This window comes from Proteus genomosp. 4 str. ATCC 51469 (genome assembly GCF_003144375.1).
GTDB lineage: Bacteria > Pseudomonadota > Gammaproteobacteria > Enterobacterales > Enterobacteriaceae > Proteus.
In genome coordinates this window covers 97,560-112,431 of record NZ_PENV01000001.1, presented here as the reverse complement: position 1 = coordinate 112,431, position 14,872 = coordinate 97,560, and the positions used below count along the sequence as shown (strand labels likewise).

The 14,872-nt window shown below is 37.1% G+C and carries 12 protein-coding genes and 1 tRNA gene; 10 read left to right on the top strand and 3 right to left on the bottom strand.

Annotation, left to right across the window (positions count from 1 at the left end; translation table 11 throughout):
- Nucleotides 1-10: 10 nt before the first annotated feature.
- Nucleotides 11-2,290, bottom strand: coding sequence for a thiosulfate reductase PhsA (phsA, locus tag DK866_RS00500; protein WP_109407290.1), 2,280 nt, complete (start codon nucleotides 2,288-2,290; stop codon nucleotides 11-13).
- Nucleotides 2,291-3,151: 861 nt separating this feature from the next.
- Entirely contained in the window at nucleotides 3,152-3,955 is an 804-nt protein-coding gene (locus DK866_RS00495) for a sulfite exporter TauE/SafE family protein (RefSeq protein ID WP_109407289.1), read from the bottom strand.
- A 104-nt stretch (nucleotides 3,956-4,059) separates the two neighbouring features.
- Here DK866_RS00495 and DK866_RS00490 point away from each other — a divergent pair, with 104 nt between their 5' ends.
- The 6 genes from DK866_RS00490 (at nucleotide 4,060) to mlaA (ending at nucleotide 8,276) form a co-directional block, all read left to right on the top strand.
- The gene (locus DK866_RS00490; RefSeq protein ID WP_109407288.1) at nucleotides 4,060-4,836 is read left to right on the top strand and encodes an AraC family transcriptional regulator; all 777 of its coding nucleotides are present in this window, start codon (nucleotides 4,060-4,062) and stop codon (nucleotides 4,834-4,836) included.
- Nucleotides 4,837-5,031: 195 nt separating this feature from the next.
- Nucleotides 5,032-5,106: transfer RNA gene (locus tag DK866_RS00485), tRNA-Arg, on the top strand.
- Nucleotides 5,107-5,225: 119 nt separating this feature from the next.
- Entirely contained in the window at nucleotides 5,226-5,783 is a 558-nt protein-coding gene (locus DK866_RS00480) for a fused DSP-PTPase phosphatase/NAD kinase-like protein (protein WP_109407287.1), read from the top strand.
- A gap of 108 nt (nucleotides 5,784-5,891) precedes the next feature.
- Nucleotides 5,892-6,140, top strand: coding sequence for a GDCCVxC domain-containing (seleno)protein (locus DK866_RS00475; protein ID WP_109407286.1), 249 nt, complete (start codon nucleotides 5,892-5,894; stop codon nucleotides 6,138-6,140).
- A 294-nt stretch (nucleotides 6,141-6,434) separates the two neighbouring features.
- A complete protein-coding gene (locus DK866_RS00470; RefSeq protein ID WP_244179626.1) occupies nucleotides 6,435-7,331 on the top strand; it encodes an AAA family ATPase in 897 nt (298 codons plus the stop codon).
- A 207-nt stretch (nucleotides 7,332-7,538) separates the two neighbouring features.
- Nucleotides 7,539-8,276 carry a phospholipid-binding lipoprotein MlaA gene (mlaA, locus tag DK866_RS00465; RefSeq protein WP_109407285.1) on the top strand — a complete coding sequence of 246 codons (738 nt, stop codon included), beginning with the start codon at nucleotides 7,539-7,541 and terminating at the stop codon, nucleotides 8,274-8,276.
- Between the two features lie 83 nt (nucleotides 8,277-8,359).
- Here mlaA and fadL read toward each other — a convergent pair whose 3' ends face one another.
- Complete coding sequence (gene fadL / locus DK866_RS00460; RefSeq protein WP_109407284.1) at nucleotides 8,360-9,667, bottom strand: long-chain fatty acid transporter FadL; 1,308 nt, start codon at nucleotides 9,665-9,667, stop codon at nucleotides 8,360-8,362.
- A 344-nt stretch (nucleotides 9,668-10,011) separates the two neighbouring features.
- Here fadL and DK866_RS00455 point away from each other — a divergent pair, with 344 nt between their 5' ends.
- The 4 genes from DK866_RS00455 to sixA all read left to right on the top strand — a co-directional run bounded on the left by DK866_RS00455 (nucleotide 10,012) and on the right by sixA (nucleotide 14,869).
- Nucleotides 10,012-10,308: a YfcZ/YiiS family protein gene (locus DK866_RS00455; RefSeq protein ID WP_082151772.1), complete on the top strand. Its 297-nt coding sequence runs from the start codon at nucleotides 10,012-10,014 to the stop codon at nucleotides 10,306-10,308.
- Nucleotides 10,309-10,544: 236 nt separating this feature from the next.
- A complete protein-coding gene (gene fadI / locus DK866_RS00450; protein ID WP_109407283.1) occupies nucleotides 10,545-11,849 on the top strand; it encodes an acetyl-CoA C-acyltransferase FadI in 1,305 nt (434 codons plus the stop codon).
- Nucleotides 11,849-14,005 carry a fatty acid oxidation complex subunit alpha FadJ gene (gene fadJ / locus DK866_RS00445; protein WP_109407282.1) on the top strand — a complete coding sequence of 719 codons (2,157 nt, stop codon included), beginning with the start codon at nucleotides 11,849-11,851 and terminating at the stop codon, nucleotides 14,003-14,005. Before fadI ends, fadJ begins: the two co-directional genes overlap by 1 nt.
- Before the next feature lie 390 nt (nucleotides 14,006-14,395).
- A complete protein-coding gene (gene sixA, locus DK866_RS00440) occupies nucleotides 14,396-14,869 on the top strand; it encodes a phosphohistidine phosphatase SixA (protein ID WP_109407281.1) in 474 nt (157 codons plus the stop codon).
- Nucleotides 14,870-14,872: the final 3 nt, after the last annotated feature.

The following is a 14,872-nucleotide window of genomic DNA, read 5'->3' as shown; positions in this document are numbered from 1 at the left end:
ATTTTTTTCCTTAAGCACGACTAATTCTGACACCTGATGTATGCACATCAGTACCCGATACAGGACTAATTTCATGAGGTAATAAGTTGCCACAGTGAACACCTGTTGTAGTCGCTGCTGTTTTTGCACCCGCTTTTGCACCCGAACCCATATAAACAAATACAGTGTCAGGGCGAATACCTTCAGTGATTAAAGCGTGTGCTTTTTCTTTGCCTATATTGTTTTCCAGAATGATTTCATCACCATGTTTAATACCGTGGTTTTTTGCTGTTTCTGGATGAAGCCAAACTGGGTTTTCCCACATTAATTCAGCTAATAACGGTACATATTGTGTTGCACCATTAGTATGAACGGCGACTTTGCCTTGAATAAAATAAAGCTCATCTTTTTCTTTTAATGGGAAGTTGTGGAAGCGAGGAATACCGTAATTTTCTAAACGGCTTTCTAATTCTTCAGAGTAGATTTCAATTAAGCCACTTGGTGATTTAAATGAGAGCGCTTTTTCCATTGTGTTATTGCTATCAACATGTTTGATGGCTTCTGGATATTGCTCAACAAAAGCTTTTACATAAGAAGGTTCGCGTAACAATAATGGAATTCCATAAGAGACATAGCCTTTTTTATGCATCTCTTTGTATAGCGCTTCGCTACCATTAACTTGATAAAGCTGCCTTACCCCCATGTTTTCCCAAGGGAAATAAGCTTCTAATCCCAGCGCTTTACCTAATTCCATCCAAATTAACCAACTTGGTTTGGTATCACCAATAGGTTCGACAACTTGCTGGCGTAATGCATAAGCGGGATTTAAACCTGAAACATCAGCAACTTCTTCATCACGTTCTAAATAGGTGCATTCAGGTAAAAGGTAATCGGCATAAGCGGCACTTTCGCTTAAATACACGTCACAACTAACAATTAAGTCCAACTTCTGTGCTGCTTTTTCTAACTCAGGACGGCAACTGACTGTTTGGAATGGGTTATGACGAGACATAATCCATGCTTTTGTTTGATATGGTACGCCTTCTAATGTTGAGTCGATAATGGATTGAACAATACCGCCGCCTTTATTGATATATTTAAATTGGGGCGCTGTTGCATCAATGCGTTTTGCGGTAATTTCAGGCATACCTTTAACACTTGGTTTTGCCAATTCAGGAGCAATATTAATACCTGCTAATTTATTGTATTTTGCTGCTGCCTTTTTCTGATACATACCACCTTCACGTTCAATGTTGCCTAGTAAGGCATTGAAGGTGAAGATCATTCTGCGCATATTGATCTCTTCTTTATTAAAGGTCGCGCGGTGACCTGGCATAATCAGTGCATGAGGAGCTTTTGCTGCAATTTCTCTAGCGATACGAGCAATATCTTTAGCGGGAACATCTGAGTGTGCTTGAGCCCATTCAGGGGTTGTATCTTGTAGAACTTCTTTTAATTGTGGGAAACCTACCGTAAATTTCTCAACAAACTCTTTATCGTAGAGATCTTCTTTAATTAAGATATGGCACATCGCCATTAGAACAGGTAAATCGCCACCAGGGCGGATTGCGAACCACTCGTCTGCTTTACTTGAAACGACAGATAAACGAGGATCAAAACTGACTAATTTTGCACCACGTTCTTGTGCTGTCATTAATTCATGCGTTTCAGCAACTTCAATGCCCTCATAAAGGTTATGACCAAAAGAGAGAATATATTTAGAGTTCGCTAAATCCATTGCAAGATCACCACCCATCATAACGGATGCAGCAATGGCTTTACCTGCTGGGCAAGTAGTTGCGTGTGTAAATGTATTTGGAGAACCAAATGCGGCCGCTAAATGGAAAAGGTGAGAAGAAAGCGATCCTGACTTAGATGAAAAAGAGATGCTTTCAGCTCCATAGCTTTGTTTTATAGCATTCATCTTTTCAGCTATTTCTTTATAGGCTTGTTCCCAGCTTATGACTTCCCATTCACCTGCACCTCTAGGGCCTTTGTGTTTCATGGGTTTGACAATACGGTTTGGATCGTTAACCAGACTAACGCCACTTCCACCTCTGGCGCAAATACGGCTACTTTGATGCTCTGCGTTTCTGTTTCCTTGGATAAATACAGTTTTATTGTTAACAACCTGAGCTTCTATAGGACAACGATAAGAACACATCTCACATAGACTTGGTGTTAATGTTGACTGACCCTTAAGAGAATCTACAGGATTAAATGCAAGTGCACCCGGTGGTAAACTACTCACAGTACAACCCACACATCCTATCCCCATCCCCTTAATGAAAGAACGACGACTAATACTCATATAACCTCCAGTTTCTTCTTATAGCTAAATATTATATACAGACGGTTAAATAAATATTTGAAGGCGTCTCCAGTTTATTAATCCATAAGTGATGAGTTAGTTGTAAATAATAAATAATAGAGAATAAGACGTTAATAAATGTCACAAAATAAATTAACTAAAATAGACAAAATCAAATGATAATTATTTTCTTCTATTAACTCGTATTATAAAGATTTTGAGGAGAAAGAGAGGATCTTCGAGGCTGTGGCATTAATGCTTACTTCTTTTAAATTCACTTACTTACGACATTAATTTATTTTATTAAAGTGTATTTTAAATATATGATTAAATACAATAAATAATTGACAAAAAAACCTATCGATATATAATTATTTATATATCGAGTTTCAACGTTATTGTAATTAATTTGTTATTTAAAAATCAAACTAAATAATATTTTTTAGCGTTATTTAAATCCAGTTTCTTCTTAAAATATATTTTGTAAAAAATAGCTAACTTATTATTTTGATGATAAATACGAATAAAAGAGAAAAATAAAGAGATGATAATTTGTGCAGAAAATGCTCAGTGAAACGTAATCAAACTGATACTAAAAATGAGACAATCTATAAATTATTATTCATTATGTTTAAACATTAATTAATGAAGCTAATAGTTATGGGGCTGTATGTTGATTGTCAAAAAGAGCTGTTTTTTGTTTTATACATCTTAATAATATTAACGCCAAGTAAATATGCGTAGGAAAAGGTTTAAAGCAAATGTTAAAAATAAAGTGACTCATTGAATATTGAAAGCCACTTTGTTTGCGTGTTGTCAAAATTGTTTTTCTGTTTATCTTTTTTATATAAAAGAAAGGATTTAAAACAACATAACGATTAAGACAAGGCTCAGTAATAAGGGATAAACTCTTGCATGCCATTTATCGGGAATACGAGATAAAAAGCGCTCAGAGATCTTTAACCCTATCCATGTGCTACAAATCAGAATAAAGGCTGCCTTTAGCCAAATATAACCAATAAAGCCAGATTCACTATTTAAAGGTGATGCAAAGGAAAGTGCGACATAAGTGAATGTTGCAGTGAGAGCTAAAGGTAAGGTTAAGGCATTTGCCATTGCTGCAGATTGTGCCATTGGTGTACCTCTACGACGTAATAGAGGAACTGTCATTACACTTCCGCCAACCCCTAAAAAAGCGGCAATAATACCAATCACAGTGCCATTAATGCTTTCTTGTGCTTTGGTTACCTTTTTTGCGTTGTGAGTCGGTGCCATAAAACCAGGGCGAAAATAGCAATCTAAAATAGTGACAAAGAGATAACCAATAAAGATCCATTTGATCCAAGTACCTTCAACGGTTAATGCGAGAAGGGCACCTAAGATCCCCCCAAACGCAATCCCAATAAAAAGGATGAACATGATATGCCAATCAAGCCTTTTTGCCTTATGGTGTTTAATGGTTGTGACTGTTGCAGAAAACAACATAATTAATGCAGAGGTGGCAACTGCGATTTGCATAGCATGTTCGGCAGGTAAACTGTCTATTCCCCAGAGCGTCAGAATAAGTGTATAGAGTAAGGGAACAGTGACAAAACCACCGCCAAAGCCAAATAGCCATGTTGTGATGCCTGAAATTAAACCAAAAGAAATCAGCCAGAGTGTCATTTCAAATCTCCTGTTGAGTCAGGAGATTAACAATATAGAATAAAACGATGGCTTACCCACGCGATAATGACAAGTTTATATGAATTTAGGACAATTTTAATATTATGCGTAATATCGATATTAACAGTGTGGATCATCTTCCTCGTGATATTTTAGCATTAGGCTCTGATTATCCTTATGACACATTACTTGAAGCACATCATCATCGGCGAGCCCAATTTTTATATGCACCCAATGGCGTAATGAAAGTCAAAACAGAAGATGGCCAATGGATTGTATTACCTTACAGTGGTGTGTGGATACCTGCAGAAAAGGTACATCAAGTACTAATGTTGGGTAGCAGTACTTATAGCCTTTATATTGAGCCGAATAAAATTCCTCGCCATTCAGAATATTGTGAGGTTTTACACGTTTCTCCTTTGCTCCATCAGCTATTACTTTCAGCCAATGAACTCCCTTTACTTTATGATTTAGGTGGGAGAGATAGCGCTTTATTAACGTTACTTTGTCATGAATTAGCTCAGGCCAAACCATTACCTTATTTTACGCCATTACCGCAACATGCTTTATTAGATGGGTTGTGTACTGAATTTATGTCACAACCGAATATTCGTACTACGCCAGAAATGTGGGCTGAAAAGTTAAATAAGAGTCTACGCACTTTTACGCGTTTATTTCATAAGGAAACAGGACTTTCTTTTCGAGAATGGCGTCAAAAAGCATGTTTAATGTATGCATTAACGGCGTTAAAGAAAGGTCATTCAGTTACCGAAATTGCTTTAGAATTAGGATATGAGAATCCGAGTGCCTTTAGTGCAATGTTTAATAAAGAGATGGGATACTCACCGAAATTATTTTTGAAGCAATTGAAAGAATTTTAGTAAAACAGTTATATATAAGAATAAACACAATCATTGATGATGGTATTTATTATTCCCTTTTAAGGTAAATTTCACTGTTCAAAAAAGAAACAAAAAAATTCCTTCCAATATCAGTGCGTTAAAACTTGATTAATAGAGAGTGAGGGAGGTAAAATACAGCCCATCCATTAGTCATACATTACCCCCATTACGTATGTTCCCTTAGTTAAATGGATATAACAAGCCCCTCCTAAGGGCTAGTTACAGGTTCGATTCCTGTAGGGAACGCCATCTATTGCCCATTCGGTCATTTTAGAAATTATTCTTAGAGCCACGCTTATCAATTCAGGCTATTATCGCTATTGTTTTACTTCCTCATTCAATAACCAACAATAAATTTAGGTTTTTATATGGATATAAAATCAACTAATGATATTCGCTATTTAAAATTTTTATTTATTGTTTGTTTTTTTCTGCTGGTGGGATGTAATTCAAGGCCAACTGATATTCTTGTGCCGCCTGAAAACTTTTACCAAGTTTCAGAAAAAGTTTATCGTTCAGGGCAACCAACGCCGGGTGAGATGAAATGGTTGGAAACCCAAGGCATAAAGACGATTATTAATTTACGTGAATATCATAGTGATAGTGATGATGTAAAGAACACGCAACTAGAAGCTTTTCAAGTAAAAATGAACGCAGGTAGAATAACGGATGAGGATATTATTGCGGTATTGCGCAAAATAAAAAGTACGTCTGGGCCAGTATTGGTGCATTGTTGGCATGGTAGTGATCGTACAGGAACTATCATAGCAATGTATCGATTAATCTTCGAAAATTGGACAAAAGAGCAAGCAATTACTGAATTAAGAAAAAAAGAGTATGGCTATCATGAGCTTTTTTTCCCTAATATTGTTCAGTATTTAGAAGAAGTGGATATTTCAGCAATAAAACAACAAGTATTCGATTAATAAGTGATAGATAAATAAACAATTTATTGATTTTATACGCTATTGAAAAATAAAAAGAGCGTATTCTAAACAACAAAGATGATGTTTAGAAATTTATGTGGAAATAAAATGTCAAATAATCAGATTAACTTGATGTCAGAAATCACTTGCCCGCATTGTCATACGAAAAAAATGGAAACAATGCCAACGGATGCTTGCCAATGGTTTTATGAATGCACACATTGTCATGCTTTATTAAAACCCCTTGAAGGAGACTGTTGTGTATTTTGTTCTTATGGAACAGTACCTTGTCCACCTATTCAAGAAGCCAAATTATCTGGGAAAACATCATGTTGTTGCCAATATGAGAGCAAATAATTATTTATCTATAACAGTTAAATAAAACAGTTTTATATTCAAAGGTAAATTAAACATCAATTAATTTATTGGTTTGGTTTTAAAAATATATTCTTGTTTAAAAAATAAATTACTGCTAGATTCTATTTAGTCTATTTATAAGGTTTATTTTTATGTCATATTTTACAACCTCTCCAGCAATTATTATTACCATCACTTAGTGGTGGGGATTGGTTGTATTAAGAACCCGCCAGATAAGCGGGTTTTTTTATTTTAAACTCCTTATCTGGTACAAAGAAAAGATAAGGATAAAAAATGTTTACTCCACAAGAAGTTGAACAACATACCCAATCGCTAACACAACTAATTGCAAATGCAGATCAAGCTATTACTGACGAAAATTTTGAGTATTTAATGAACTTTTATACTGAAAATGGCACGTTGGTGGTTAAAGATGATTTGCATGTTTCTGGTAAGCCTTCACTGAAAAAAGTATTTATGGCGATTGCTGAATTTTTTAATCACTCACTGCAAGTTTCTCAAGGTAAAGTAAAAGTTATTTTTGGTGAAGATTGTGCGCTTGTTTTAGCACAAACACTTTTAAGTGCAAATATGCCAAATGAAGGAAAGTTTAATACGGTAAGAGAAGCTACTTATGTTTTTAAACTTATTAATGACCAATGGCTTTGTGTTATCGATAACTCTTATGGTACTGATTTATTAAAGTTATCTTCTGATGCTTGTTTGCATTTTTTCTGTGGAAAAATTGCTTCTGGTAAATCAACGTTAGCAAAATCATTTGCTAAATCACCAAGAACGGTATTAATCAATGAAGATGAATGGTTATCGCGACTTTATCCAAATCAAATAAAGACAGTAACTGACTATATTGAAAAAAGTGAGTTAGTGAAGAGTGTATTAAGCGAACATATTGCAGTTCTTCTTAAAGCTGGAAATACCGTTATTATGGATTTTCCGGCGAATACAGCGAAGCAACGACAATGGTTAAAATCATTAGCTGATAATACGGGAATGCCCTATTTATTTCATGTTTTGAAAGTAGAAAGTGCTGAGTGTAAAAAACGATTATCTTTACGTAATCAATCAGATGAGAACCCGTTTAAAACCACAGAAGTAGAGTTTGATTTTATTACAGAGCATTTTTCGTACCCTGTTCCAGAAGAGCGATTAGTGATAAAAGAATATAATTAAATAACATCATAGATTTTTATATTAGCCCATAATATTGGGCTAATATTTTACATCAGCTCAATAAGATAATCACAAAAACCGAATTATCTTATAAGATCAACACCTAATAAAAGTACCACTTATCATGCATTGACAGTATTATGTGTGGAGTTTATGAATATGCGAACTATGATGCTGTCCATCATAAGATAATTAGCGGAGAACATTATGAAGTATCGCCTGTGCGGTGTTGCTCTTTCAGTCGCCTTACTTTCAGGATGTGCAAGTACCCCTAATAATGGGGAGGGGCGCTCTGACCCATTGGAAGGGTTCAACCGCCAGATGTTTGATTTTAACTACTATGTTTTAGATCCCTATATCTTACGCCCTGTTGCGGTTGTTTGGCGTGATTATGTGCCACCACCAGCAAGAAATGGCTTATCTAACTTTTTAGGTAACTTAGAAGAGCCTGCAAGTATGGTGAATAGCATATTGCGTGGTGACTTTGAGAAAGGTGCGAAACACTTTGGTCGTTTCTGGATTAATACCGTTTTTGGTATGGGTGGCTTAATAGATGTCGCGGGTATGTCTAAAGAAACGATGGAAAAAGAAGTCCCAATGCGATTTGGTAGCACGTTAGGTCATTATGGTATGGATTATGGCCCTTATGTGGTTGTTCCGGGCTATGGTAGCTTCACTGTCCGTGAAGAGGGTGGTGACTGGGCTGACTTAACGTATCCTATGCTGAGTTATTTAACGTTTTGGATGTCAGCAGGTAAGTGGGCATTAGAAGGCATTGAAACACGGGCACAATTGCTCGATTCTGATGCTATTTTGCAAAATTCGTCTGATCCTTACTTAATGATGCGTGAAGCTTACTTCCAGAGTAATGACTTCAAAGCTGGTACGGTAAAAGAGAACCCTAACGCGAAAGCGATTGAAGATGACTTAGATTCTATCGATTAGTTTATTATCTTTGTTAGCTTGATGAATAAATAAAAAATGGTCTTAAAAAAGACCATTTTTTGTATAAAAAGCACAGTGAGAAATTAGAAACGGTAATTAAAGTTCATACCGTATAACCATGCTTTACCTGATGACTCGAATTCATAGGTAGGGGAAAGTGGTGTTTCAGCCAGTTTCTCTTTGATTGTGACTTTTTTACCGTGCATATATGCTAAGCCAACATCAACAGACATATCTTTGTTAAATGCATAGGTTGTACCCGCACTTAACCAGAAACGATCTTGGTCTGGAATAGAGATAGAACGTTTATCAGCAGGGACTGGGCTATCATCGAAAGCGATACCGGTACGGAATGTCCAGTTATCATCGTGATAATAGGTTGTACCTAAAGCCACACGCCATGCATCACGGAAGCCTTCTTCTTTCCTGAACAGTTGTTGACCATCACTTTTACGTGTGGCCTTTAACTCTTCAAACGTACTCCAGCTTGTGTAAGCGAAGTTATAGTGAACCGCCCATTTTGGTGCAACACGGTGATAAGCGGCAAATTCCCAAATCTCTGGTAAGTTAAGATCAAGTTTACCTTTAATGGTTTCGCCGTTGGTGCCAATAATACCCATCGCATCAAGTGCAGGCAGTGGTGGTAGATCGTTTTGGTATTCACCGTCTTTAAATTTCACTTTAACTTTAGAACGATAAGTGAAACTAACTCGGTTACCTTCGTCAAATTCATATAATAGACCGGCGTTCCAACCAAAGCCCCAAGCATCACCTTTAAGTTGAGCAACTCTCGCTGAAGGTGATACAGGAAGACCAAGCATTCCAGGTAGTTCACCAGCATGGCGGGTAATTTCAGCATCAGCATAAAGGGCATTTAATCCTAAGCCGACACTAAATTGGTTATTAACACGATAACCTGCACTTAAGTTTAAGTTCATGGTTTTTAAATCAGTTTTACCGCCGATAATACCAGCAGCATAATCCTTTTTAAAATCAGTCGCTAAGCCAAAGTTTGTTGTGCCTGAGGCACCAATCGCCCATTTATCATTAATAGGGGCAACAAAGTGGATATTAGGGACTAATGCACTTGGTGCGATATCACCAGCATTAGTGCTAGTTCCTGTAAGTGGAGATTTACCTTTAATGTCGACGCTTGGGTTAATATGGATAGCACCAACAGAGAATTCAGGACGATCAAACATAGTGAGTGCAGCTGGATTACGGCTACCTACGCTTGCGTCATCGGCAATAACGCCTTCTCCTGAAAATGCACGCCCTAGTGCTGAAGTAGAATATTCATTTAACTGAAAACCGGCAGCGCCTGCTTGAGAGGAGATAACACCTACCAAGGCAGCTAGTGCTGTGCGGGTAAACAGGTTTTTACGGTTCATGACCTAAACCCTCATAATTTTTTTAAGTTGTTACTTCTGATTAGAAGCGCTGGATTTTAGGTGCGGTTGTCGCTATGACAAATCAGACCAGTTGTTTAAGTATAAAGTTGAACACCCTAAATGTTGCAAGTATGTTTTACAAATATTGCCGTTTTGATTTAATAATTGGGATTTACTTAACATTATTTTCACAAAACATCCCAATAAAGATATTTTTGATTGTTAAATAAACAGAATAATCAATTATTTTTGTAAAATTGTAAGATAATTTGAGCTAAAGCAGTTTATTTTATTTTTTTGCAATTATGATAGATAATTAACATTTCTTTCGTTGGGAGACTAAAATGGCAGACGCAATTAATCGTTGTAGTGCAGAAGAAACCGCTGCTTGCTGTTGTGTAGATGTGGGTACTATTATTGACAATAAAAATTGCACTGCGTCATATCAGCATGTCTTCGCTGATAAAGTAGAAGCGCAAGCAATGTTGGATCAACTCAGTGCAAAAGCACAATCTATCGCTTCAGAGCCTTGCAAAATTAATCAACAATTTGCTGATGTAGATGGTGGTGTTCAACTTACTGCTGATTTTACATTTTCGTGTGAAGCAGAAAACCTGATCTTCCAGTTAGGATTACGTTAATCCGCTGAAAATAAATAGATTTAAGGCTGTTGAAATTCAACAGCCTTTTTTATTGCCCACCATTGTGTTTTTTATCCTTTCTATCGTTATTGTTGGGTTTCAGACATTCTATCGAAATAATGCGCGCTAACTCCCACTTCTCATAAAATGATGTTTCTGATAGGTGAAATTTTTGTTAACACTATTGTCAGGTCAGACCTCTTTGGTGTTAGGAACTCATTTTGTCAGGAGCCGTTATGAAGTCATCAACGAACAGTGCTATGAAAGATCGCATCGCCATTGTCAGCGGGCTACGCTTACCTTTTGCTAAACAAGCGACTGCGTATCGAGGAATACCTGCGGTTGAATTAGGGCGTTCAGTGGTTCAAGAATTAGTGACTCGCAATGAAATTCCTCCCGAAATTATCGATCAACTTGTTTTCGGACAAGTGGTTCAAATGCCAGAAGCACCGAACATTGCCAGAGAAATTGTACTGGGTGCTGGCTTAAGTGTAAAAACAGACGCTTACAGCGTTACAAGAGCATGTGCAACAAGTTTTCAAGCGATTGCAAATGTTGCTGAAAGCATGATGGCAGGGCATGTTTCTGTTGGTATTGCGGGTGGCGCAGATTCATCATCAGTTTTACCAATTGGTGTCAGTAAAAAATTAGCGGATGTCTTATTAAGTCTTAATAAAGCAAAATCATTAGGCCAGCGTTTAAGTTATTTAAGTCAATTGCGGTTTCGTGATCTTCTTCCTGTTGCTCCTGCTGTGGCTGAGTATTCAACGGGATTACGTATGGGAGATACCGCTGAGCAAATGGCAAAGACTTATCATATTTCTAGAGTTGCTCAAGATGAATTAGCACATCGTTCTCATCAATTAGCCACTAAAGCATGGGAAATGGGAAAACTAGATAATGAGGTAATGACCGCTTTTTTCCCGCCTTACAAAGAAGGTTTCCATCAAGATAACAACATTCGTAAAAACTCCGTTCTTGATTCTTACGCCAAGTTAAAACCGGCTTTTGATCGTCGCCATGGTAGTGTTACTGCTGCAAACAGTACGCCATTAACGGACGGCGCAGCCGCAGTATTAATGATGAAAGAGTCAGTTGCAAAAAGCTTAGGTTATCAACCGATTGGTTATCTACGTAGTTATGCGTTTACTGCAACAGATGTCTGGAAAGATATGTTATTAGGACCATCTTATGCCACGCCACTTGCGCTTTCTCGCGCAGGCCTCTCTTTGAGTGATCTAACATTAATTGATATGCATGAAGCTTTTGCTGCGCAAACGTTGAGTAATTTGACGTTATTTGCGAGTGAACGATTTGCTAAAGAGCAATTAGGATTATCTAAGGCAATTGGAGAGGTGGATATGGATAAATTTAATGTGCTAGGTGGTTCTATTGCTTATGGACACCCATTTGCAGCAACTGGGGCAAGAATGGTGACACAGACGCTCCATGAGCTTAAACGCCGAGGTGGTGGGTTTGGGTTAACGACCGCATGTGCGGCTGGTGGATTAGGTGCAGCTATGATTTTGGAGGTGGAATAATGGAACAACAAACAACACTAGAAAAACCTTCCGTTTTCCAATTTTCAGTTCGTAACGATAAAGTCGGGGTTATAACAATTGATGTTATCGGCGAAAAAGTGAATACCTTAAAAGCTGAATTTGTACAGCAGTTCCAAGATGTTTTGAAACAAGCGCAACAACATTCTGGTGTAAAAGGATTAATTATCACATCAGGTAAGGCAGATAGTTTTATTGCTGGCGCTGATATCTCAATGATTGCGGGTTGCAAAACAAAAGAAGAAGCAAGTGCACTCGCAAAAGCAGGACAAGACCTTTTTACCCAACTTGAAAATTACCCATTACCCGTTGTTGCAGCTATCAATGGTGCATGTCTTGGTGGGGGACTTGAATTAGCATTGGCCTGCCATGGACGAATTTGTTCGGATAATAACAAAACACGTTTAGGGCTTCCTGAGGTGCAACTTGGTTTATTGCCCGGCTCAGGGGGAACTCAGCGTTTACCTCGTCTTATTGGTGTGACGTCGGCGTTAGATTTAATTTTAACAGGTAAACAAATCAATGCTAAACGAGCGTTGAAATTAGGTCTTGTTAATGATGTTGTTTCACAAGATATTTTATTAGATGTTGCAGCAAAATGGATTTTGTCGGGTAAAAAAGAGCAGAAAAAACATTCAATCATGGATCGTTTCTGGGCAAATACCACATTAGGGAGAAATATACTTTTTGGGCAAGCGAAAAAACGAGCATTAGCTAAGACAAAAGGGCATTATCCTGCAGTTGAACGTATTTTGCATGTAATAGAGCGTGGACTCGAAAAAGATATTCAAACAGGGTTTAAAGAAGAGGCAACTGCTTTTGGTGAGTTAGCGATGACACCAGTTTCATCGTCGTTAAGACATCTCTTTTTTGCTTCAACAACACTTAAAAATGAGACAGGATCATCTGAAAAACCAGATAGTTTGCATCACATCGGTATTTTAGGTGGGGGATTAATGGGGGGCGGTATTGCTTTTGTTACTGCCACAAAGGGCAATTTACCTGTAAGGATCAAAGATATTAGCGATAAGGGAATTGCTCAAGCCTTAAATTATAGTTGGAAGGCGCTTTCGGCCAAGGTCAGTAAAAAAAGATTATCTGCACGTGAACGTCAACGCCAAATGAGCTTACTTTCTGGTTCATTGGATTACAGCGGTTTTCATCAATCCAACATTATTGTTGAAGCAGTGTTTGAAGATCTTGCTTTAAAACAGAAAATGGTGGCAGATATTGAAGATGTGGGGAAAGGTAAAATTATTTTTGCATCTAACACATCTTCATTACCTATTCATGAAATTGCAAAGACAGCGAAATATCCAGAAAAAGTGATTGGGCTTCACTATTTTAGCCCTGTAGAAAAAATGCCATTAGTTGAAGTTATTCCACATGAAAAAACTAACGAAAAAACTATTGCAACAACGGTGGCTTTCGCTAAAAAGCAAGGTAAGGTTGCGATAGTTGTAGGTGATAAACCCGGATTCTATGTTAATCGTATTCTAGCTCCTTATATTAGTGAAGCATTGACCTGTTTAGTACAGGGTGAACCGATTGAAAATATTGATAACGCACTCGTTCAGTTTGGCTTTCCTGTAGGGCCTATTCAGTTATTGGATGAAGTTGGTATCGATATTGGTACAAAAATAACACCAATATTAGTGAATGCATTTGGTGAACGATTTGCTTCTCCACCTGCTGTTGATGCCATTATTGCTGATGATAGAAAAGGGCGTAAAAATGGCAGAGGTTTTTACCTTTATACGAAACATGTTCTGCCTTTTTCATTTAGAAAAAATAAAAAACAGCCCGATCCTACTATTTATCGTCTTTTACAAATTAAACCCAAAAGCCAATTGTCTTACTCTGAAATCACAGAACGTTGTTTGTTATTGATGCTAAATGAAGCGGTTCGTTGCTTAGATGAAAATATTATAAAACAACCGCGTGATGGTGATATTGGTGCTGTTTTTGGTATCGGTTTCCCTCCTTTCTTTGGTGGACCTTTCCGTTATATGGATAGCATGGGAACAACAAAAGTAGCAGAAAAACTTAATCAACTTGCTGATAAATATGGTGAAAAATATCGTCCTTGTGAACGATTAGTTGAAATGGCTAAACGAAATGAACGTTTTTATGACTAATTAAACCTCTATACCATTGCATTTTCCTTTTGTGACACTTGTTTCGATTGAGGCGCTTAGGCGCCTTTTTTCTTGTACTTTTTGCGTCAGATTAATAATTGATGAATTTTTAATGGAAAAAAGGGTCGAAAGTGTTAATGATAGCCAGATATGGCAATATAGTTATTTGAAAATAAATTTAAAAATGAAGTTTTTTAAAATAAAATCCTGAAAAATGACATGAAATTTGTAAAACAATGGCATGATTTTAAATAGGTGAATTATGCAATTGCAATTAGGACATTGGCGATTTGATATAAGAATATATTCATTTTATCTTGATTAGATTAATTATCTTAAAAACGTTAATGCCAGTAATTACAAAAAATAAAATAGGTTTAATAATTTACTATGCAAATTTTTATTATGCGCCATGGAGAAGCAGCGCTTGATGCTGCTAGCGACGCACTACGACCACTGACTGAGCGTGGAAGAAGTGAATCAATAAAGATGGCTGAATGGATGACAACGCAAGGACATCCTATCGATTATGTTTTAGTTAGCCCTTATTTACGAGCTCAACAAACATTAGAGGCTGTAAAAACAGATTTAGCGCTACCAAGCAAAATAGAAACCGACGAAGGGCTTATTCCTGGTGGTAATCCTTCACATATTGCACATTATTTACGTGCTTTAGGAGATACAGGATATCAAAATATCTTGGTTATATCCCATTTGCCTTTAGTCGGCTATGTTGTGGCTGAATTGTGCCCTGCAGTGTGTGCGCCTATGTTTTCAACATCAACGATTGCTTGTGTTGATTTTGATTTGTCAAAAGGTGCTGGGGAGTTGCTATGGCAAGTCTCACCCTCAACATTGAAATAAATT

Excerpts from the sequence above, each read along its gene's own strand:
- DK866_RS00470 (WP_244179626.1), top strand. The coding sequence starts at position 6,435 with ATGTTTACTCCACAAGAAGTTGAACAACATACCCAATCGCTAACACAA.
- DK866_RS00490 (WP_109407288.1), top strand. The coding sequence starts at position 4,060 with ATGCGTAATATCGATATTAACAGTGTGGATCATCTTCCTCGTGATATT.
- fadJ (WP_109407282.1), top strand. The coding sequence starts at position 11,849 with ATGGAACAACAAACAACACTAGAAAAACCTTCCGTTTTCCAATTTTCA.
- DK866_RS00455 (WP_082151772.1), top strand. The coding sequence starts at position 10,012 with ATGGCAGACGCAATTAATCGTTGTAGTGCAGAAGAAACCGCTGCTTGC.
- fadL (WP_109407284.1), bottom strand. The coding sequence starts at position 9,667 with ATGAACCGTAAAAACCTGTTTACCCGCACAGCACTAGCTGCCTTGGTA.
- DK866_RS00495 (WP_109407289.1), bottom strand. The coding sequence starts at position 3,955 with ATGACACTCTGGCTGATTTCTTTTGGTTTAATTTCAGGCATCACAACA.
- fadI (WP_109407283.1), top strand. The coding sequence starts at position 10,545 with ATGAAGTCATCAACGAACAGTGCTATGAAAGATCGCATCGCCATTGTC.
- DK866_RS00475 (WP_109407286.1), top strand. The coding sequence starts at position 5,892 with ATGTCAAATAATCAGATTAACTTGATGTCAGAAATCACTTGCCCGCAT.
- sixA (WP_109407281.1), top strand. The coding sequence starts at position 14,396 with ATGCAAATTTTTATTATGCGCCATGGAGAAGCAGCGCTTGATGCTGCT.
- DK866_RS00480 (WP_109407287.1), top strand. The coding sequence starts at position 5,226 with ATGGATATAAAATCAACTAATGATATTCGCTATTTAAAATTTTTATTT.
- mlaA (WP_109407285.1), top strand. The coding sequence starts at position 7,539 with ATGAAGTATCGCCTGTGCGGTGTTGCTCTTTCAGTCGCCTTACTTTCA.
- phsA (WP_109407290.1), bottom strand. The coding sequence starts at position 2,290 with ATGAGTATTAGTCGTCGTTCTTTCATTAAGGGGATGGGGATAGGATGT.